We start from the raw sequence: 19583 nt of genomic DNA, 5'->3' as shown, positions 1-19583 counted from the left end.
CCCCCCCCCCCCCCCCCCCCCCCCCCCCGCCCCCCCCCCGCCCCCCCCCCCCCCCGGGCCCGCGCGGGGCGGGGGGGGGGGGGGGGGGGGGGGGGGGGGGGGGGGGGGGGGGGGGGGGGGGGGCGGCGCTCACAGCCAGCCGTTCTCCCGCGCCACCCGGCAGGCCTCCGAGCGGTTGGTGGTGCGGGTCTTGCCGATCGCGCTCGAGAGGTGGTTCCGCACCGTGCCGGGGGACAGGTGGAGCAGACCCGAGACGTGCTTGACGCTCGCGCCGTCCGCCGCGGCCCGCAGCACCTCCTGCTCCCGGGCGCTGAGCGGGTTGGCGCCGCTGACGAGGCTCTCCTCCGCGAGCGCGGGGTCCACGGCGCGCAGCCCGGCGTGCACCCGGCGCACGGCCTCCGCGAGCTGGGCCGCCGGGGTGTCCTTGACCACGAACCCGCTCGCCCCGGCCTCGACCGCGCGCCGCAGGTAGCCCGGGCGCCCGAAGGTGGTGACGATCAGGCAGCGGCAGCCCGTTCCTGCGGCCACGACCTGGCGGGTGGCCTCGATGCCGTCCAGACCGGGCATCTCGATGTCCAGCAGGGCCACGTCCGGCCGGTGCTCCCCCACGGCGGCGAGGACCTCGTCCCCGGCGGCGACCTGTGCCACCACCTCGAGGTCGTCCTCGAGCTCCAGCAGCGCGGCGAGGGCGCCGCGCACGAGGTGCTGGTCGTCGGCCAGCAGCAGCCGGATGGGCGCGCTCACGGGAACCGCACCTCCAGCACGGTGCCCTCGTCCCCGCCGCGCACCGTCACCGTGCCGCCGGCCCGGGTGACCCGTTCCCGCAGCCCGCGCAGGCCGTTGCCCTCGGGACCCAGGACGCCGTCCCCGTCGTCGGCCACGGTCAGCGAGTCCGCGCTCCATCGGACGGTGCAGCGGGAGGCGCTGCTGTGCCGCACGACGTTGGTCACGGCCTCCCGCAGCGCCCACGCGAGCACGCCGCGCCGGGGTCCCGCCACGGCGTCGGGCCGGCCGGCGACGTCGGCCTCGATCCCTGCGGCCGCCAGCGCCGTGCGCGCGGCCTCGGCCTGCTCGGCGAGGTCCGGGGTGCGCAGCCGGCCCACGGTGGAGCGCACTCCCGCCAGGGACTCCCGCGAGAGCCGCAGCACGTCCTCGAGCTCGGCGCGGGCCCGCTCCGGCTCCCGTTCCAGGAGCCGCTGGGCGAGTTCCGTCTTGAGCGCGATGACCGTCAGGGAGTGGCCCAGGATGTCGTGGACGTCGCGCGCCACCTCCTCCCGCTCGCGGACGAGGGCGAGCTCGGAGGCCAGCGCGAGGTGCTGCTCGTCGCGGTGCACGAGCAGGCGCATGCCGCCGATGATCACGGTGGACGTGCCGTACATGACGAGCACCCACTCGCTGCCGGGCGGGAGCAGCCCGCCCAGTACCACGCCGAGCACGGCCGCCAGGAGCACAGCCAGGGCGGTGAACGCCTGGCGCAGCGGGAGCCGGAACGCGCAGAGCGCGGAGAGGTACTGGGTCATCGCGAACGCCCACACCCCGAGGGCCGGCACCGTGAGCAGGACGAGCACGGTGAGCAGACAGAACCAGCCCAGGGTGTTGGCCGGCTCCGCGCGCAGGGGGAGCAGGCGGGGGTTGCGGAAGGCCAAGGCGTAGACCACGGCGAAGGCGAGCAGGGCGGCACCGGCCAGGGTCCGCTGCGGCGCCCCGGCGGGGGAGTCCACGAGCGCGCCCACCGGCAGCACGAGGAAGACCAGCCAGATCGCGGCGAACCACCAGGAGGGGTCCTCGGCAGGCGGGGCACCGGCCCGGGGCCGTCGCGTCGTCATCGTCGTATCGTGGTCCGGCGCACGGCCAGCAGCACTACGGCGGCGAAGAGTCCCGTCCAGAGCCCGGCGTTGAGCAGCAGGGCCCACAGCGGGTCGGACTCCACGGGCGGTCCGCTGGTGGCCACGACGTCGCCCTCCACGAGCGGGTACCGGGCCAGTCCGGCCAGGCCGTAGAGCGGGGTGAACCGCGCGATGTCGAGCATCACGCCGGTGAGCGGGACGAAGAGGTTGCCGAAGAAGCTGAGCACCACGAGCATGCCGGACGCCGCCCCCACCGCGGACTCGGAGCGGAACAGCAGCCCGGCCGCCAGGCCGTAGAGGGCGAACATCGCAGACCCGGCCACCACGATCGCGGCGGTGGCGGGCCAACGCCAGCCCCCCAGTTCGGCACCCGTCAGGGCGCCCACGGCATAGACCACGAGGACGGGCAGGACGGCCATGGCCAGGGCCACGGCCACCTTGGCCAGCACGTACCCGTGCCGCGGCGCGGGCGTCAGCCCGATCTGCCGGCCCCAGCCGCGGGCCTGCTCCACGGCGGCGGAGCCGGCGATCGAGGTGGTCGCGGTGACCGCCCCGTACACCGCCATGGAGATCATGTTGTAGCCGCCGGCGTTGCCGTGGCCCACCGGCAGGTCGGAGAAGTCCCCCAGCGCCGTGAACATCACGTACAGCACGGCGGGCAGGACCACGATGAAGAAGGTGTTCTCGACCATGCGCACGTTGCGACGCAGGTCGTGGGCGGCGTAGGCGATGCTCATGGGGCTGCTCCTCCAGGGGCGGGGACGGGTTACGCGGGCTCGGTCAGTCGGCGGTGAGGTCCAGGAAGGCCTCCTCGAGCCCGGCGTGGCTGATCTCGAGCTCGCTCGCGTCCGTCGTCGCGAGCAGGTGCCGGGCGATGGCGTCCGTGTCGGGGCCCGTCAGCCGCAGGCGCCCGCCGACGGGCTCGAGCGGGGTCGCTCCCGGGACGACGACGGGCCCGGGGCCCGCCCAGCGGAAGCTGACCACCCGGTGGCCGGCCAGGGCCTGCACGTCGGCGGTCGCGGCGTCCGCGACCACCCGCCCACCCTTGAGCACCACGGTGCGCGCGGCGAACTCCTCGGCCTCGTCCAGGTAGTGGGTCGCGAACACGACCGTCCGGCCGCGTTCCGCCTCGGCGTGCATCGCGGCCCAGAACTCCCGCCGGGCGCTGACGTCCATCCCCGCGGTCGGCTCGTCCAGGACCAGCAGGTCCGGCTCGGGCAGCAGGGCCAGCGCGAAGCGCAGCCGCTGCTGCTCGCCGCCCGAGCACTTGGAGACCTTGCGCCGGGCGAACCCGGCGGCCCCCGCCCGCTCCAGGGCCTCGGCCACGGGCAGGGGGTTCCGGTGCAGGGTCGCGACCATGGCGACCGTCTCCCGCACGGACAGGTCGTCGAGCAGCCCCCCGGTCTGGAGCACCGCGCCGATCCGCCCGGCCCGGACGCTCTCCCGCGGTGGGGCGCCCAGGGTGCGCACGGTGCCCTCGTCGGGATCGGTGAAGCCCAGCACCATGTCGAGGAGAGTGGTCTTCCCGGCACCGTTGGGCCCGAGCAGCGCGACGACCTCGCCGCGCTCGACGCGCAGGCTCACGCCGTCCACGGCCCGCACGCGGCGCTCACCCCGCCCGAAGCCTTTTCGGGCACCGGTCACGTCGACGGCGGGGGAGCCGGTGGCGCTCGCGGGCGGCGCGGATGTGGTGGCCGGAACGGATCTCATGCTCCGACTCTGCTCCACCCGGCGCCGTGCCGGAAGCTCCGGATGTCACGACACGCCCATGACATCTGTCACGGGCCCGGGAGCGCACACGGCGTGCCGGTCCGGCGGCCGGTAGGATGGTCTCCCGTGGCTCTTACTATCGGAATCGTCGGACTGCCCAACGTCGGCAAGTCCACCCTGTTCAACGCGCTGACCCGCAACACCGTCCTGGCGGCGAACTACCCGTTCGCGACCATCGAGCCGAACATCGGCGTGGTCAACCTGCCGGACCCCCGGCTGGACCGGCTCGCGGAGATCCACGGCTCCGATCGGATCCTGCCGGCCACGGTCTCCTTCGTGGACATCGCCGGGATCGTGAAGGGCGCCTCCGAGGGGGAGGGCCTGGGCAACCAGTTCCTGGCCAACATCCGCGAGGCGCAGGCCATCGCCCAGGTCGTGCGCGCCTTCGACGACCCGGACGTGATCCACGTCGACGGCAAGATCGACCCGGCCTCCGACATGGAGACCATCAACACCGAGCTGATCCTCGCGGACCTGCAGACCCTCGAGAACGCGATCCCGCGCCTGGAGAAGCAGGTCAAGATCAAGAAGGCCGACCCCGCCAAGCTCGCCGCGATGCAGCAGGCGCAGGCTGTCCTCGAGCGCGGGGACACCGTCTTCGCCGTCGCCGAGAAGGAGAAGCTCGACGTCGACCAGCTGCGCGACCTGAGCCTGCTCACCGCCAAGCCCTTCATCTACGTCTTCAACGCCGACGACGGCGTGCTGGCCGACCCCGCCAAGCAGCAGGAGCTGCGCGACCTCGTGGCTCCCGCCGACGCCGTCTTCCTCGACGCGAAGCTCGAGGCCGAGCTCGTGGAGCTCGACGAGGACGAGGCGAAGGAGATGCTGGAGATGTCCGGGCAGGACGAGGCCGGACTCGACAAGCTGGCCCGCACCGGGTTCCACACCCTCGGGCTGCAGACCTACCTCACCGCCGGGCCCAAGGAGTCCCGCGCCTGGACCGTCCCCGTGGGGGCCACGGCCCCGCAGGCCGCCGGCGTGATCCACACCGACTTCGAGCGCGGCTTCATCAAGGCCGAGATCGTCTCCTTCGAGGACCTCGACGTCGCCGGGTCCATGGCCGAGGCCAAGGCCGCCGGCAAGGTCCGGATCGAGGGCAAGGACTACGTCATGCGCGACGGCGACGTGGTGGAGTTCCGCTTCAACGTGTAACCGGCGCCGTGCGGCCCCGTCGGACGTGGCACCAGTCCGCCCGGAGTCCGCAGAAGGGCCGGAAGCGGAAACCGGGAGCCCCTGCACGGCCGCGTTCGACCCGCGCGGCTGCCGGCCTGCGCCGCGGGCGGTTGGGCCCGGGCCCGGCGGAAGGAGCCGCTCAGGACGCGGGCCGGTCCTCCGTGGTGCGGGCGTTCACCCGCTCCCCGATCGCGTCCATGCCCAGTGACGAGGCCACGGCGAGAGCCGCCATCCACCGCCGAGGGTGAGCCGCGCCGAGGCGGACGAGACCCCGCTCGAGCGCTGCGTCCATCCACAGTGAGAACCCCTGGAGGCCGCACGTCGCCGCGCCGATGATCACAGGTACCGCCACTCGCATCGCCACCGGATGACGCTGGGGAAGCGGGTAGGCGTCATCGGTCGGGACCTCCGTCATGGACTCGACGCGGGAGACGACATCTGCTTGCCGGTCGACGATCCTGGACAGGAGCAGCGTGCTGAAGGACGCGGCCAGGACACCGGGCACCACGACGTAGGCCCGCCGAACTCCGGGGGACCAGCTGGCCGGGGAGACGAGGGTCAGGGCACCGGCGGCGGTGGCCCCGGTCAACGAGAGCAGGAGCTTGTTCATGGCTCCACGCTACTGCGCGTTCCGGCCGGCCGGGTCGTCAGCCGGTGCGGGCGGCAGCGCGCAGCTTCTGCAGCCGCCACAGCGTGGAGCGCTGGAGCAGCATCGGCCACAGGTGCAGCGGGAGACCGGCGAGCACGATCCACAGGGATCCCCACGGATGCCCGGTCAGCAACGCGATGACCGACAGGACCACGTGCACGAGCAGACCGATGCCGTGGCCGGCCAGACTTCCGCGGACGGCGCGGTCGAGCCGGGGGAGTCCTGCTCGTGTGCCGTCGAAGTCCCGAATCCCGGCAACGACTCCGTTCCAGCCGATGAGTCCCAGCAGCCGGGCGAACGGGTCGACGCCCAGCCGACGGTGCCATGTCCGCTCGGTCGAGGACACCTGCACCCACGACTCCGGCAGACGACGGGCCACGGCATCTCCCGTGAAGGCACCCAGGGGCAGCGTCGTGCCCGCCACCACCGCGGCGTACATCGGATGGTCCGCTCCGATGGCGTACCAGCCGGCGACCAGCAGGACTCCTGCCAGCAGCACCGAAACCAGCGCGGCGGCGTCCTGTGCCCGAGCGTGAGACGGCCGGTCCGGTGCGGTCAAAGCATCGCCCGGACCAGGACGATGACGAAGGCCGAACCCACCGCCACCCCGGCGCGCGGAAGAAAGCGCCGCATCACGTCCTGGTAGAGCTCGGGGGTCTCACCGTGGTCCGGAGATCCGCGCGTACTGGCGTAGGCCTGCTGTGCCATGAGATTCCGGAGTCGCGGCAGCTTCGCGACCGCGAGCATCCACACCGCACCCAGGGCGAAGAACCCGATGACCATGAGCTGGAAGCCACGGTCGAAGTCATCGATGGGGATGAGCAGTGCCATCAGGGGGAACCCGAGGGACAGCACCGTGGGCGTCCACCCGGCGACCAGCTCGACGCTCCGGACGGTCTGCTCGTGCGGGTCCTCTTCGAGGCGGCGGGCCAGGGCGCGGCGGCCGTACATCAAGATCCCCGAGATGGCGATGAGCACGCCGAAGCTGACGAGGAGAACGAGGAACTGCGAGTCCTGCATGCGGGTCTGTCCTTCACGGTGTTCGAGGGTGGTGCGGGGCGGGCTGGAGCTGGTCGGCTCACATCTTCTGCATCCGTTGGGACCAGGACCGGTCCCGCCTGCGTCGTGACCAGAGCAAGAATGCGGTGAAGAGGACCACCGCGGCGGTGAAGAACCAGTAGAAGCCCGGAAGCGGTCCGCCTTCCGGGACGACGAGGGCCGTGAGGACCACCCAGCAGCCCCACACGATCACCGCGGAGGACCAGTTCATGGCGTTCTCCGGGCGGAAGCTGTCATCCGACGGGCGATCCTTGATGGCATCGAGATGGGCGCGCTCCGTGGCAGCGCCCGTGAGGCAGCGAGCGGAGTCGATGAGGTGCGCGTTGCGTTCGGCCGCCCACTGCGGGATCCAGGAGTGCATCCTGGCGTACCACCCCAGGTTGTCCCGGCTCTGCGCTCGCAGGGTGGAGCCGGCTCCCGTGTTGATCGTCCTCACGGTCAGGGTGGAGGGAAAGGCGCGCCGGCCCCTCGCGGACTCGATCCCCGAGAAGCGGAACGTGAAGTCGGATCCGACCTCGACGACGGCCTCCCGCCCCTGCTGCTGGACGGTGGCTCCTTCCGCACGGAAGTGCTCCGTGATCCGCTCCAGGGCCTGGTCGGCCGGCAGGCCGGACTCCCACTCGTTCTCGAGACCGAACCGTTCATGGCGGGGCGCGTGACGGGCCCACGAGCCGAACAGCAGAGTGGCGACGAGCAGCACCCCGAGCCACAGCATCGTCACCCAGAAGGGGAGGTCCATCTGCCGCAGGACGAAGAACGGCACCAGGAACAGGACCACCCCGGTCACCACCAGGCCCTTCGACGTTCCCTGCTTCTCACTCATCGACGCGTCCCCCTCATCCGGGTGACGGGTCGCCGCCCGTCACCTCCCCTCTTCCTACGGCAGGGCGTTTGCACTTGCAAGACGCGCAAGCGGGGACAGGAGACGTGACATCCACGGTGCGGACGTGGCGCTCCACCGGATCCCCCAGCCGGCCTTGGAGCCTTTCCTGGAGCGCCGAGGTGTGAGCGGGCCGGGCGGTCCGTGCCGGCGCGCAGGTCAGTCGGGCCCGGGCCGCCTGCGGTGCTGCTTGGTCTCGGAGCGCCGGCGCTTTCCCTCGAGCCGTCGGCGCCGCGAGCCGTTCGTGGGCCGGGTCGGTCGCCGGACGACAGCCGGGACCAGGGCCTCGCGGAGGAGGGCGGCCAGGCGTTGTCTCGCCGCCGTCCGGTTGCGTCGCTGCGAGCGGTGCTCCGCGGCGCTGACGGTGAGCACCGTGCCCGAGAGTCTGCCGGAGAGCCGGTCGAGGACGAGCTCGCGCTGGGTCTCGCTCAGCGCGGTCGTCGTGCCTAGGTCGAGGGAGAGCTGCACCCGTGAGTCAGTGGTGTTGACACCCTGGCCACCGGGCCCCGAGGCGTGGGAGAACTGCTCGACCAGCTCTCCCGCCGGCACCCTGAGGCCGCGGGGCGCGCCGGGGCCCGGGGGCACGTGCAGATCGTCCACACGACGATTGTGTCGCAACCGCGACGTGGTCGCCGCCACCTGCGGGTTCGCCCCCGGTTCAACCGGCGTTCACCTGCTCTGGATACGGTCGACCGGTCCGCCCCCCAGGACAGGTGCCCGGGTCCCCCCGGCCGGGTACGAGAACGCCCCGTCTGCCGCTCCGCAGGCGGGGCGCTTTCGTGCGCCCCGTCCGGTGGTCGGGCCCGGTCGGCGGGGCCGGCCGTCGTCCGTGCGGCCTCGATGTGCATGTCCGCCCGGGAGCGCGTATGGTGGACCAGTCGCCGCGGGGTGGAGCAGTTCGGTAGCTCGCTGGGCTCATAACCCAGAGGTCGCAAGTTCAAATCTTGCCCCCGCAACTCCAGAAGGACCCCGGACCGCATCGGTCCGGGGTTCTTCGCGCTGTGCGGGTCCGGCGCGTCCGCGGCGCTGGCTAGTCTCGGGGGATGACCGTCCACCGACTCGACCGCGCCGAGGCCCGGCGCATCGCCGTGCGCGCGCAGCTGCTGGACGCGCCGCGGCCGGCCGATCTGCTCGCCGTCGTCCGCGGCCTCACGCTCCTGCAGCTCGACCCGACCGCGGCCGTCGCGCCCAGCGCGGACCTGATCCTGTGGAGCCGCCTGGGCAGCTCGTACCGGCCGGCACAGCTGCAGCAGGCCCTCGAGCGCGACCGCACGCTCTTCGAGCACAACGCCATGGTGCGCCCGATGGACGACCTGGCCCTGCACCTGCCGAGCATGGCCGCCTGGCCCGCCCGCGAGGCGCCGCGGGAGTGGCTGCGCGCCAACGACCGGTTCCGCCGCGACGTGCTGGAGCTGCTCGGCACGGCGGGGCCGCTGCCGTCCCGCGACATCCCGGACACCAGCGCGGTGGCGTGGCGGTCCACCGGCTGGACCGACAACCGCAACGTCACCCAGATGCTGGAGTTCCTCATGATGCGCGGCGAGGTCGCCGTCGCCGGACGCCGCGGGCGCCAGCGGCTGTGGGACCTCGCGGAGCGCGTGTACCCGGCAGGCACCCCGCTCCTCTCCGCGGCGGAAGCGCAGCGGATGCGCACCGCACGGCGCCTGCGCTCGCTGGGCATCGTGCGGGAGAACGCGCCGGGCTCGCCCGCGGAGCCGCTGTCCGTGGGCAGGACCGGTGACGAGGCCACCGTCGAGGGCGTTCCCGGCACGTGGCGGGTGGACCCGGAGTCGATCGGGCGGCCCTTCGCGGGGCGCACGGTGCTCCTGTCGCCGTTCGACCGGCTGGTGCACGACCGGGTCCGGATCCGCGCGCTGTTCGGCTTCGAGTACACGCTGGAGATGTACAAGCCGCGGGCCGCGCGGCGGTGGGGCTACTTCGCCCTGCCGATCCTGCACGGCGACCGGCTGATCGGGAAGGTGGACGCCGGGGCCGACCGCCGGAGCGGCACGTTCCTCGTCCACGCCGTCCACGAGGACGTCCCCTTCGCCCCGGCGGTGACCGAGGCCGTGCAGGAGCAGCTCGAGGACCTCTCGGCCTGGCTCGGGCTGCGGCTGTCCCGCGGCAGCTGACGCTCAGGCCGCGGAGGCCTGCTCCGGGCCGCCGTCCCGGTGCCCGGACAGGGCGGCGCCGAGCACGATCCGCAGATCCGTCAGGTCGGCGCCGTCGAGCAGCGGCAGGATCTCGGTCGCCAGCAGGGCCAGCGCCCAGCCGTAGGCTCCGGCGCAGCTCGCCGCCACGACGTCCATCCGCAGGGAGATGCCCTGCGCCCCGCTGCACCGGGCCAGCACACCGGCCCGGCCGAGCGCGGCGATCGTGCCGGGATCGACCCGGCCGTCCGTCCGGACCGTCGCCTCCGCGATCCACCGGATCCCTCGGCTCAGTTCTCCCGGCTGGTTCCCCACCCGCACGACGTCGTCCATCGATGTCCCCCCTTGCTCGTTCCCCCGACCCCGGCTCCGCCCCCGGACCCGTGGTCGCACCCGTCCACGACGGTGCCGCGGCCAGCCCTGACCGCACCACCATCGTGGGTGCCCGGCGGGGCGTGCGGCCAGCATCCGGGCCCGCAGGTGCGCTTTCCGGACCACCGGTGCCGGTTCAGGCGCGCAGGGTCGTGCCCGGGTTCTGTCCGTGCCGCTCCCGGTAGGCGGCGGCGAAGCGTCCGCGGTGCACGAAGCCCCACCGGGCCATCACCGTCTCCACGGTGACGCCGGTGCCCGGGTCGGCGGCCAGCAGCGCCCGGTGCACCGCGTCCAGGCGGGCGTCCCGGAGCCGGCCCATCGGCGTGGTGCCCAGCTCCCGGCGGAACGCCGTCTGGAGTCCCCGGGGGCTCATCCGGGCCGCCGTCGCGATCTCCGCCAGGCCGATGTCCTCTTCCAGGTGCCCCTCGATGAACGCCACGGCGCGCCGTACTCCGGACGCCCCGGCCGAGGACCCGTCGGCGTCCGCCCGGGAGCGCTCGAGGAAGGAGCTGGGGAAGGTCTGCAGCAGCGCGGTCGTCAGGCACCGCACGGCCTCGGCGCGGATCAGGGGAGCCCGCATGAGCTCCTCGTGGGGCAGGAGGTCCCGTCCCAGGTGTCCCACCGTGGCCGTCCAGTACCGGGCCATGGCCGAGCTGATCGGGCGGTCGCCGGTGAACTCCAGCCGGAAGCGCTCGTCGGCCAGCAGCCGCCGGGCGTGGGCCTCCACCGCCGAGCGGTCGAGGGAGACCGTCACCAGGTCGAGGTCCTCCCACCGGCTCGAGAACGGGCGCCCGGGGAACAGGAACGGGCCCCGGCGGGCGAAGCGGTCTCCGCGGCTGGTGGCCGTCAGCACCCCGTTCCGCACGTGGCCCACCCGTACGACTCCGGTGCCGTCCGTGCTGCCGGCGGCGGAGGAGCCGCCCAGGCGCAGGTGCTCGTGCCGCAGCGGCCCGGTGCCGGCCGAGGACAGCGCCATGCGGAAGTCTCCGCAGGGGCTCCGGCGCACCTCCCGGACCGCGAACACCTTGTCGAGCACGGCCAGGCCCTCGGCCGGGTCCCGGGTGGTGAACGCCGTTCGATGCATCTGCTGCTCCATGCTCGCAGGCTACGCGGCCCGCGGCGGCGCACGGCCGACTGTGACGGGGCGTTGAGCGTGCCGTGCCGAGCAGGGCATCACCGTGGTTCCGGAGCCGCCGCACGGAGCGGCGGTCCCGGAGCCACGGTCCCGGAGCCTAGGACCGGGGCTCGGCGGCGTCCGCGGGGCCCTGCTCGGACTCGAGGTAGTCCTCGATGTCCACGAGCACGGCCTGACCCGCCTGGGTCACCTGCAGGGCCACGGCCAGGCTCGCCACGTCGTGCTCGTCCAGCGGCTGGTCGGGCAGGTCCACGGCGTAGCGGGCCTCGCCGTCGACCACCACGGGGGTGATGTGCGCGGCGCCGGTGGTGAGGTCGACCACGGTCGCGGGGGCGGTCGCCTCGCTGACGCCGGGGGCGTCGGCGTCGTCGGGGGGTGCGGGGCAGGTCATGGCATTCGTCCTGTCGTCGGAGGTGCTGTCAGGCTACGTGCTCTCCGGGCCGGAGGACCGGATCCGCCCGGATCGGGCGCCGTGGCGCACCCGGTCCGGGCGGATCCGCCCCCGCACCCCCCCCGGACCGGCGGCCTTCAGCGCAGCGCGCGCTTGATGTCCGCGCGCTCCTTCTCGAGCTTGCGCACCCGGTGGCCCAGGCGGAAGAGCCGGACGGAGCCGACGAGGCCCATGATGAGAGCGCCGGCCACGGCCGCGAGCAGCATCGCGACGCCGAGGGGGAGGCTGAAGCTCCAGCCGAAGTAGCTGAAGGCCGCCGGGACGTTGTTCTGCAGGATGAAGACGAGCAGGAGGACCAGGATCAGCAGACCCAGGAGCAGGGCGATCCACATGGCGCCCGAGACGCCGCGCCCCTGGTGCTCGTCGAGGGCGGGGTCGGTGCTCACCCGCTGCGGGGCCGGCTCCCGGGCGCCCTCCGGGGGCGGCCCGGACCGGGGTGCGTCGGGGGACTCGGGGGTGCGGGCCATGACGGTTCTCTCCCTGCTCGGGCGGATGCTCCTGTGCTCACCGTAGCCCGCCCGGGGGCGCTGTTGAAGCACGACCAGAGCTCACTTCCGTGCGGCCGCCGTCCGGAGGAAGCGGAGCGCCTCGGCGGCGACCAGCGCGAGCGCCTCGTCCTGTCCGAGGGCCGCAGACCGGGCGAGCTTCAGGCCGTGGTCCGCGCCCTCGACCGGGGAGACGTGGAGCATCCGTGCCCCGTCCGCGGCGGCGCGCACCTCGTCCGCGGAGCCGAAGGGATCCCGCGTGCCCTGCACCACGAGCACCGGGACCTGCGGCGTCAGCAGCTCCTCGACCCGGGAGCGCTCCGGCCGCCCCGGCGGGTGCAGCGGGAAGGCCAGGCAGAGCACGGCCGCGGCGCCCACGGCCGCGGCCGTGCGGCAGGCGACGCGTGCTCCGGCGCTGCGCCCGCCCACCACGAGGGGGACGGAGCCGACCAGCTGTGCGACGGCCGGCTCCGCGGCCAGCCACCCGGCGTCGAGGGCGGCCGGACGGGGGGCGATCCGCCGGCCGGCCACCACCCAGGGCTGCTCGTGGCGGACCACGGTGACGCCGTGCCGGGGGAGCTCAGCGGCGAGGGCGGCGAGGTCGCGGGAGTCCGCGCCGCCGCCCGCACCGTGCCCCAGCCACAGCACGGCGGAGGCGGAGGCGGCGGGGGAGACCAGGAGCCGTCCCGGTCCGGTCTCGGTGGGCACGGTGATCTCGTCCGGTCGGGGCATGCTCCCCACGGTAGCCCGGCGGGCTCCCGTGCCGAGGCGCCGGAGCCGGCCCGGGAGCGCCGGAGCCCCCCCGGCACGGGCGAAGGACGGCCTAGCATGGCGGGATGGCACCAGCGCACACGCCGGGCGGGGCCCGGCCGAGCCGGGCGGACCTCGAGGCCGCCCGGGACACCACCCTGCCCGACCTCCTCGGGCCCGGGCTGCGGCTGCTGATCTGCGGCATCAACCCCAGCCTGTGGGCCGCGGCCACCCAGGCGCACTTCGCCCGCCCGGGCAACCGGTTCTGGCCGGCCCTCCACGACGCCGGTCTCACCGGCCACCTCGTGGACTGCTCCGCCGGGATGAGCGCGGCCGACCGCGAGCACGTCGTGGCCCGCGGCCTCGGCATCACCAACCTGGTGCGCCGGGCCACCGCCCGGGCGGACGAGCTGGACCCCTCCGAGTTCGTGGCCGGCCGGGAGCGTCTGGCCGGCCTCGTGGCCGAGCTGCGCCCCGCCGTCGTCGCGGTCGCCGGGGTCACCGCCTACCGGCACGCCTTCGCGGACCCCCGCGCCGCGCTCGGGCGCCAGGACCGGGAGCTGGCCGGGGCGCAGCTGTGGGCCCTGCCCAGTCCCAGCGGGCTCAACGCCCACGCGTCCCGGGCGGGCCTCGCCGCGGCCTTCGCCGAGGCGGGTCGCGCGGCGGGCGTGCCGCTCGATCCCCGGCCCCCGCGGGGCGGCGCGTGAGCTCCCGTCCGCCGCTCAGACGAACAGGAGCAGGCTCACCGCCATGACCGCCATCCCGGCCACGAGCCCGTAGACCGAGAGGTGGTGCTCGCCGTACTCCTGGGCCGTGGGGAGCAGCTTGTCCAGCGAGATGAAGACCATGATCCCCGCCACGCCCGCGAACACGACGCCGAAGACGGCCTCGCTCAGGAACGGGAACAGGATCAGGTACCCGAGCACCCCGCCCAGGGGCTCGGCCAGGCCGGAGAGGAACGCGTAGCCGAAGGCCTTGCGCCGGCTGCCCGTGGCGTGGTGGATCGGCACGGCCACCGAGATCCCCTCCGGGATGTTGTGCAGGGCGATGGCCACGACCACCGGGATCGCCACGGACGGCGCCTGCATCGCCGCGACGAAGGTAGCGAAGCCCTCCGGGAAGTTGTGGACCGCGATCGCCACCGCCGTCATGGTGCCCATGCGCATCAGCCGGCGCTGCCGGACGTCGTCGTCGTGCGGGTACTCGTGCGGATTGGCGACGGTGGGCACGAGCCGGTCGATCACCGCGATCAGCGCGATCCCGCCGAAGAAGCCGCCCGCCGTGGCCCACGCCCCGGCGCGCTCCCCGAGCTCCGAGACCAGGGCGGCCTGCGCCTTGACGAAGATCTCGATCATGGACACGTAGATCATCACCCCGGCCGAGAAGCCGAGGCTGACCGCGAGGAACTTGGCGTCGGTGCGCCGGGTGACCAGGGCCAGGAAGGCGCCCACCCCCGTGGCCAGCCCCGCGAACAGGGTCAGGCCGAAGGCGAACAGCAGGTCGTTCACGAGCGGGTCGACTCCGTTCCGGCGGGGGATGAGCGCTCGCAGTCTAGCGAACGGCCACGGCACACCCGGGAGGGTGCCCGGTGGGCGAGGATGGTCCGGTGACGTGCGAGCAGGAGACCACCCCATGAGCGACGCCGCCGCCGCCGCGCAGCTGCCGGCCGGGCCCGCCGCGCGCTACCTGGCCGCGTGGGAGCTGGTCCCCGACGGCCGGGCCCGGGACGACGACGGGGCCCTGGCCCTGCCGGTGCGCACCCGCGCGGGGGACCCGGCCCTGCTGCGGATCTCCGCGCCGGGCGCCCGCTCCGAGCACGAGCACCTGGCGCTGCGGCTGTGGGGCGGGCGCGGCGCCGTCCGGCTGCTCCGGGCGGAACCGGCGGACCGGGCGCTGCTGCTCGAGCGCACCGGCGAGCGCGACCTGCACGCCCTGCCCGTCCTGGAGGCCTGCCGGGTCCTGGGCGAGCTGACCCGCGCCCTCGCGCGCCCGCCCCGGCCCCCGTTCCCGCGCCTGTCCGCGGCGGCCCGGCAGTGGCGGGAGGACCTGGCCGGGGCCACGGAGCTGGACGCCCGGTTCCCGCGGCGCTTCCGGCTGCAGGCGGTCAAGAACCTGGAGCGGCTGCTCCGCGGCGAGCTGGACACCGCCCTCGTGCACCAGGACCTGCACCACGGCGCCGTGCGCGCCGCGCAGCGCTCCCCGTGGCTGGCCGCCGGCGCGGACCCGGTGCTCGGCACCCCGGAGTTCGCCCTGGTCCCCGCCCTGTGGCGCCGCACGGAGCAGGCCGGCCACGGCGGGGCCCTGGCCGCGGCCCTCGAGGACCGGATCGAGGCCCTGTCCCTCGCGGCCGGGTCCGACCCCGAACGGCTCCGGGCGTGGGCGCTCGTGCGGTTCGCCGTCGCCGCCCGGGCCGGGGCGGCCCGGCCCACCGGTGCCCCGCACCGTGAGCTGAGCCGGCTGGTCCAGCTGTGCAAGGCCGTGCAGAGGGGAGCCTGAGCCCGCGGACGCGCCCGGCCCCGCCGTCAGTCGGTCCGGCGGCCGAGGGCCTCGACGGTCTCCGCGGCGAGGGCGATCCCGGCCCCGCTGTAGAGGTTGAACACCGTCCGCACCCCGTGCCCCCGCAGCTCCTGCACCTCGTCGTCGTACTGCGCCACGGCGGCCACGGCCCCCGCGAAGCCCGAGTCGGTGAGCTGGCGCAGCGCCACGAGGTTGGAGCCGTGGAAGGGCATGGCTAGCACCGCGATCCGCACGTGCCCGGTCGCGATCACCCGCTCCCAGAACTCCTGGTCCGTCGCGTCCTCGTTCTGCACGTCGAAGCCCTCCCGGCGGAGGCGCTCGGCGCGGTCCGTGGAGTTCTCGATGCCCAGCACGGAGAACCCGTGCTCCTCGGAGAACTCCCGGTAGGCGGCCTGTCCCACCCGGCCCATGCCGAGCACCAGGACGTCGGCGTGGCCGATGTCGATGGGCCGGTCCTCCGGGTGCAGCCGGTGCTCCGGGTGCTCCGGCAGCCGTCGCGCCAGGGTGCTGATCAGGGGCGAGCCGCGGCGGTTGACCACCGCGGAGACCACGAAGCTCGCCGCGACCGTCACGGAGAGCACCACGAGCCAGCGCTCCGCGAGCATCCCGGCGGAGACCCCGATGGCGCCCACGATCAGGGCGAACTCCGAGTGGTTGGCCAGGGCCAGCCCGCTGCGCAGCGAGGTCCGGCGGCGCAGCCCGAACAGCCACAGCAGGAGCACGTACAGCATCGCCTGCACCGGCACGAGCAGCAGCAGCAGCAGTCCCAGGAGCACCGTCATGGTGTCCGGCATGCCGTTGAACCCGATCGAGACGAAGAACGCCACGAGCAGCAGGTCCTTGAAGGTGAACAGGGTGCGGGAGAGCTCGCCCGCGTTCGCGTGCGAGGCCAGGAGCATGCCCACCAGCAGCGCGCCGAGGTCCCCCTTGAGCCCCACCGCGGAGAAGGCGATGTAGCCGGGCACCAGGGCCATGACCACCCCGAAGAGGGCCTGCATCTCCCCGTGCCCGATCCGGGCCCAGATCCGGCGGAACACCCAGGCGCCGGGCACCAGCAGCACCAGCGCGAACGCCCAGGGACTCGGCGGGTGCTCGTTCGTGGCGGTGATGAACGCGACCGCCGCGAGGTCCTGCATGATCAGGATGCCGATCGCCACGCGGCCGTAGAGGGAGGTGGTCTCGCTGCGCTCCTCGAGCACCTTGAACACCAGCACGGTGCTGGAGAAGGACAGGGCGAAGCCCACCAGGGCGAGGGTGGGCAGGTCCGCCTCGGGCAGCGCGAGGCCGGCCAGCATGAACAGCCCCAGGAAACCGGCGCCCAGCGCCGTGCTCAGCACCATGTGCAGCCCGGCGGTGCCCCACACCTCGCGGCGGAGCAGGGACCGCGCGTCCAGCTTGAGCCCGATCCCGAACAGCATCAGGGTGACGCCGATGTCGGCCAGCTCCTCCATGGCGTCCAGCCGCTCCACGCCCAGGCCGTTGAGCACGAAGCCCGCGGCCAGGAAACCGACCAGGGGCGGCAGCCGGAGCAGGACGGCGAGGGCGCCGGCGCCGAAGGCGACGACCAGGTACACGGCGACCGTTGTCACAGCAGGCTCCCTCGCCGGGCCGGTGGGTGGGGACCCCTCCAGTCTAGGGGCGCAGCCGGTCCCGGGCGGGGCCGGGGCGGCATGCGCCCGGGGACATGAGCCCCGCGCCGTCCGCTCCGCCGACCGCCTACAGTGGTCGCAGCACCGAGTCGAACCGCGCCGAACCGCGCAGCACCGCGCAGAGGGGAAGGACCCGAGCATGCAGGAGAGCCCGCCGCCCGACGGCAGGACGTCCGCGCTGACGCGTCCGCAGCGGCTGGACCGGCTGCCGTACACCACCGAGCACCGGAAGCTGCTCGTCGGCTCCGGCGTCGGCTGGGCCCTGGACGCCATGGACGTGGGCCTCATCTCGTTCGTGATGGCCGCCCTGGCCCAGCAGTGGGCGCTGAGCTCCGGGGAGCTGTCCCTGCTGGCCTCGATCGGCTTCGTGGGCATGGCCGTGGGAGCCGGTCTCGGCGGCCTCCTCGCCGACCGGATCGGCCGGCGCCAGGTCTTCGCCCTGACCCTGCTCGTCTACGGGCTGGCCACCGGCGCGTCCGCGCTCGTCGGCTCCCTCGCCGCGCTCGTCCTCCTGCGCTTCGTGGTGGGCCTCGGCCTCGGCGCGGAGCTGCCCGTCGCCTCGACCCTCGTCGCTGAGTACGCGCCCCGGCGGATCCGCGGCCGCCTCGTGGTGGTCCTCGAGTCCTTCTGGGCCGTCGGCTGGATCCTCGCCGCGCTCATCGGCTACTTCGTGGTGCCGACCTCCCCGGACGGGTGGCGATGGGCCCTGGTCGTGGGACTGGTGCCCGCCGCGTACGCGGTGGTCGTGCGCCGGGCCCTGCCGGAGTCCGTGCGCTTCCTGGAGAGCCGCGGCCGCACGGAGGAGGCCGAGGCCGCGGTGCGCGCCTTCGAGCGCGCTCCGGCCCTGGGCCGCTCCCGGGCGGAGTCCGAGGCGCAGGCCGTGGCCGACGAGCACGCGGCCGCGCCGGCGCCCGGGACGGGGGGCATCTGGTCGGCCGGGCTGCGGCGGCGCACGGGCGCCCTGTGGACCGTGTGGTTCTGCATCAACTTCGCCTACTACGGCGCGTTCATCTGGATGCCCACGCTGCTGGTCCAGCAGGGCTTCACGCTCACCACGTCCTTCGGCTACGTCCTGGTCATCACGCTCGCCCAGCTGCCCGGCTACGCGGCGGCCGCGTGGCTCATCGAGGTCTGGGGCCGGCGGATCACCCTGGCGGTCTTCCTCGGGGGCTCCGCCGTGAGCGCGCTGCTGTTCGGCATCGTCTCGGTGGGGACCGCGGTGCTCCCGTGGCAGGTGGTCGGCTCCGGCATGGCCCTGTCCTTCTTCAACCTGGGCGCCTGGGGCGCGCTGTACGCGATCGGCCCGGAGCAGTACCCCACCGCGCTGCGCGGGACGGGCACCGGCGCGGCCGCCGCGTTCGGGCGGATCGCCTCCATCCTGGCCCCGCTGTCCGTGCCGGTGCTGCTGGGCCTGGGCGGGGAGCGCTACGACCTCGTCGTGGTCTTCGCCGTCTTCGGGGCCGCGTTCCTCGTGGCCGCCGCCGCCACGTTCGCCCTGCCCGAGCAGCGGGGCCGGGCCCTGTCGTGAGCGCCGCACCCGTCCTCGGCGACCGGGAGATCGGCCTGGCGCGCCTGGCCGCCCAGGGGCTGGCGCGTCCGGACGACGCGGCCCCGGAGGACGTCGTGCGCGCCCTGGGAGCGGTCCAGGCGCAGGACCTGCCCGGCGCCCTCGTGTCGGTCGGGCTGCGCCGGGGCGCCGGTGCCGCCGGGCTGCGGGAGGCCTTCGACGCGGGCCGGATCGTGCGCACCTGGCCCATGCGCGGGACCCTGCACCTGGTCCCCGCCGAGGAGCTGCGGGCGTGGCTGGCCGTGCTCGGGCCCCGGACCGCCTCCTCGACGACCGCCCGGCGGCGCGAGCTGGGCATCGACGAGCGCCTGGACGCCGCCCGGGAGACCGCGCTGACGGCGCTGCGCCACGGCCCGCAGCGCCGCGAGCGGCTGCACGCCGCGTGGGACGAGGCCGGGCTGCTGGGCACCCCCGGGCGGGCCTACCACCTCATGCTCGCCCTGCACCTGGACGCGAGCCTGTGCATGGGACCCCTGGCCGGGAACGTCCGGGACCAGCTCGTGGTCCCCGTCGAGGACTGGGTCCCGGACGCGGCGGAGGAGCCCGCGCACGTCCCGGCGGGTGCCGGCGTGCCGCCCGTCGTCGTGCGCTGGGTGCGCCGGTACCTGCGCAGCCACGGCCCCGCCTCCGTCGCGGACGCCGCCCGCTGGGCGGCGCTGCCGCGCTCCACGGTGCGCGCCGCGGTGGGCATGCTCGACGACGTCGTGGCCGTGCGCGACCGCGGCGGGCAGGAGCTGTGGTGCGCCCCCGAGGTCCTCGAGGACGCGGCGCGCACCGACCGCCGGACCGCCGGGGTGCACCTGCTCCCGCCGTTCGACGAGTACGTCCTGGGCTACGGGGACCGCTCGCACGTCCTGGCCGGGCAGCACGCGGCGCGCATCGTCCCCGGCGCCAACGGCGTCTTCAAGCCCACCGTCGTGGCCGGCGGGCGGATCGTGGGGACCTGGGGGCGCAGCCGGCGGGCGTCGTCCCCGGGTCTCGTGCTGGAGCCCTTCGAGGAGCTCTCGGCCACCCGCCGCCGGGCCGCCGAGCGCGCGTTCGCGCGGCTGCCGGTCCTCTGAGACGGGCGCGGCCGGGTCGGCTCCCCGGCGGCCTGCGGTGGCCCGGGTCACAGGGTGCTGGATAGGGT

22 protein-coding genes and 1 tRNA gene are annotated in these 19583 nt (G+C 74.6%); 7 read left to right on the top strand and 16 right to left on the bottom strand.

Translation table 11 applies throughout. The features are described 5' to 3' along the window. Positions 1-129 precede the first annotated feature (129 nt). From RE027_RS02250 to RE027_RS02235, 4 genes are read right to left on the bottom strand one after another with little or no spacing between them, the layout of a single operon-like run. On the bottom strand, positions 130-744 hold the full coding sequence (locus tag RE027_RS02250; RefSeq protein WP_368806598.1) for a response regulator: 615 nt from the start codon (positions 742-744) through the stop codon (positions 130-132). Beyond that, positions 741-1826, bottom strand: a complete 1086-nt coding sequence (locus tag RE027_RS02245) for a sensor histidine kinase (protein WP_368806597.1) — start codon at positions 1824-1826, stop codon at positions 741-743. The genes RE027_RS02250 and RE027_RS02245 overlap by 4 nt, the downstream gene beginning before the upstream one ends. Continuing rightward, on the bottom strand, positions 1823-2584 hold the full coding sequence (locus RE027_RS02240; protein ID WP_368806596.1) for an ABC transporter permease: 762 nt from the start codon (positions 2582-2584) through the stop codon (positions 1823-1825). The genes RE027_RS02245 and RE027_RS02240 overlap by 4 nt, the downstream gene beginning before the upstream one ends. A gap of 43 nt (positions 2585-2627) precedes the next feature. Continuing rightward, positions 2628-3557, bottom strand: coding sequence for an ABC transporter ATP-binding protein (locus RE027_RS02235; RefSeq protein WP_368806595.1), 930 nt, complete (start codon positions 3555-3557; stop codon positions 2628-2630). A 126-nt stretch (positions 3558-3683) separates the two neighbouring features. On the opposite strand from RE027_RS02235, the gene ychF reads away from it, so the two are divergent. Then, the gene (gene ychF, locus RE027_RS02230) at positions 3684-4769 is read left to right on the top strand and encodes a redox-regulated ATPase YchF (RefSeq protein ID WP_368806594.1); all 1086 of its coding nucleotides are present in this window, start codon (positions 3684-3686) and stop codon (positions 4767-4769) included. A 160-nt stretch (positions 4770-4929) separates the two neighbouring features. Here ychF and RE027_RS02225 read toward each other — a convergent pair whose 3' ends face one another. The 5 genes from RE027_RS02225 to arfB all read right to left on the bottom strand — a co-directional run bounded on the left by RE027_RS02225 (position 4930) and on the right by arfB (position 7963). After that, a complete protein-coding gene (locus tag RE027_RS02225) occupies positions 4930-5400 on the bottom strand; it encodes a hypothetical protein (protein ID WP_368806593.1) in 471 nt (156 codons plus the stop codon). Positions 5401-5437: 37 nt separating this feature from the next. Further along, complete coding sequence (locus RE027_RS02220; protein ID WP_368806592.1) at positions 5438-5938, bottom strand: glycosyl-4,4'-diaponeurosporenoate acyltransferase CrtO family protein; 501 nt, start codon at positions 5936-5938, stop codon at positions 5438-5440. Between the two features lie 56 nt (positions 5939-5994). Next, positions 5995-6459 carry a hypothetical protein gene (locus RE027_RS02215; protein WP_368806591.1) on the bottom strand — a complete coding sequence of 155 codons (465 nt, stop codon included), beginning with the start codon at positions 6457-6459 and terminating at the stop codon, positions 5995-5997. A gap of 58 nt (positions 6460-6517) precedes the next feature. Then, positions 6518-7321, bottom strand: a complete 804-nt coding sequence (locus tag RE027_RS02210) for a hypothetical protein (RefSeq protein ID WP_368806590.1) — start codon at positions 7319-7321, stop codon at positions 6518-6520. 216 nt (positions 7322-7537) lie between these two features. After that, positions 7538-7963 (bottom strand): alternative ribosome rescue aminoacyl-tRNA hydrolase ArfB, encoded by a 426-nt coding sequence (arfB, locus tag RE027_RS02205; RefSeq protein ID WP_438612405.1) that lies wholly within the window; start codon positions 7961-7963, stop codon positions 7538-7540. A gap of 297 nt (positions 7964-8260) precedes the next feature. On the opposite strand from arfB, the gene RE027_RS02200 reads away from it, so the two are divergent. Together RE027_RS02200 and RE027_RS02195 are read left to right on the top strand one after the other, a co-directional pair. Continuing rightward, positions 8261-8334: transfer RNA gene (locus RE027_RS02200), tRNA-Met, on the top strand. A gap of 87 nt (positions 8335-8421) precedes the next feature. After that, positions 8422-9510 carry a DNA glycosylase AlkZ-like family protein gene (locus tag RE027_RS02195; protein WP_368806588.1) on the top strand — a complete coding sequence of 363 codons (1089 nt, stop codon included), beginning with the start codon at positions 8422-8424 and terminating at the stop codon, positions 9508-9510. Between the two features lie 3 nt (positions 9511-9513). On the opposite strand, the gene RE027_RS02190 is transcribed toward RE027_RS02195, so the two are convergent. The 5 genes from RE027_RS02190 to RE027_RS02170 all read right to left on the bottom strand — a co-directional run bounded on the left by RE027_RS02190 (position 9514) and on the right by RE027_RS02170 (position 12703). Then, positions 9514-9861 (bottom strand): hypothetical protein, encoded by a 348-nt coding sequence (locus RE027_RS02190; RefSeq protein ID WP_368806587.1) that lies wholly within the window; start codon positions 9859-9861, stop codon positions 9514-9516. A gap of 175 nt (positions 9862-10036) precedes the next feature. Further along, positions 10037-10996 carry an AraC family transcriptional regulator gene (locus RE027_RS02185; RefSeq protein ID WP_368806586.1) on the bottom strand — a complete coding sequence of 320 codons (960 nt, stop codon included), beginning with the start codon at positions 10994-10996 and terminating at the stop codon, positions 10037-10039. A gap of 136 nt (positions 10997-11132) precedes the next feature. Continuing rightward, complete coding sequence (locus RE027_RS02180; protein WP_368806585.1) at positions 11133-11426, bottom strand: hypothetical protein; 294 nt, start codon at positions 11424-11426, stop codon at positions 11133-11135. Between the two features lie 137 nt (positions 11427-11563). Then, positions 11564-11953, bottom strand: a complete 390-nt coding sequence (locus RE027_RS02175) for a LapA family protein (protein WP_368806584.1) — start codon at positions 11951-11953, stop codon at positions 11564-11566. An 81-nt stretch (positions 11954-12034) separates the two neighbouring features. Continuing rightward, on the bottom strand, positions 12035-12703 hold the full coding sequence (locus tag RE027_RS02170; protein WP_368806583.1) for an alpha/beta hydrolase family protein: 669 nt from the start codon (positions 12701-12703) through the stop codon (positions 12035-12037). 104 nt (positions 12704-12807) lie between these two features. Between RE027_RS02170 and RE027_RS02165 the strand changes: the two genes are divergently transcribed. Continuing rightward, complete coding sequence (locus RE027_RS02165) at positions 12808-13428, top strand: mismatch-specific DNA-glycosylase (protein WP_368806582.1); 621 nt, start codon at positions 12808-12810, stop codon at positions 13426-13428. A 15-nt stretch (positions 13429-13443) separates the two neighbouring features. Here RE027_RS02165 and zupT read toward each other — a convergent pair whose 3' ends face one another. Next, a complete protein-coding gene (gene zupT / locus RE027_RS02160; protein WP_368806581.1) occupies positions 13444-14229 on the bottom strand; it encodes a zinc transporter ZupT in 786 nt (261 codons plus the stop codon). 124 nt (positions 14230-14353) lie between these two features. Here zupT and RE027_RS02155 point away from each other — a divergent pair, with 124 nt between their 5' ends. Next, positions 14354-15217, top strand: a complete 864-nt coding sequence (locus RE027_RS02155) for an aminoglycoside phosphotransferase family protein (RefSeq protein WP_368806580.1) — start codon at positions 14354-14356, stop codon at positions 15215-15217. A gap of 26 nt (positions 15218-15243) precedes the next feature. Here the strand turns inward: RE027_RS02155 and RE027_RS02150 are convergent, their stop codons facing one another. Next, entirely contained in the window at positions 15244-16827 is a 1584-nt protein-coding gene (locus RE027_RS02150) for a cation:proton antiporter domain-containing protein (protein WP_368806579.1), read from the bottom strand. 199 nt (positions 16828-17026) lie between these two features. Between RE027_RS02150 and RE027_RS02145 the strand changes: the two genes are divergently transcribed. Both RE027_RS02145 and RE027_RS02140 read left to right on the top strand, forming a co-directional pair. Next, a complete protein-coding gene (locus tag RE027_RS02145) occupies positions 17027-18415 on the top strand; it encodes an MFS transporter (protein WP_368806578.1) in 1389 nt (462 codons plus the stop codon). Then, on the top strand, positions 18412-19515 hold the full coding sequence (locus RE027_RS02140) for a winged helix DNA-binding domain-containing protein (protein ID WP_368806577.1): 1104 nt from the start codon (positions 18412-18414) through the stop codon (positions 19513-19515). The genes RE027_RS02145 and RE027_RS02140 overlap by 4 nt, the downstream gene beginning before the upstream one ends. The last annotated feature ends 68 nt before the right edge of the window (positions 19516-19583 follow it).

This window comes from Kocuria sabuli, assembly GCF_040981185.1.
GTDB lineage: Bacteria > Actinomycetota > Actinomycetes > Actinomycetales > Micrococcaceae > Kocuria > Kocuria sabuli.
The sequence above is the reverse complement of the archived record's forward strand: the minus strand, read 5'-3'. Positions and strand labels throughout refer to the sequence as shown.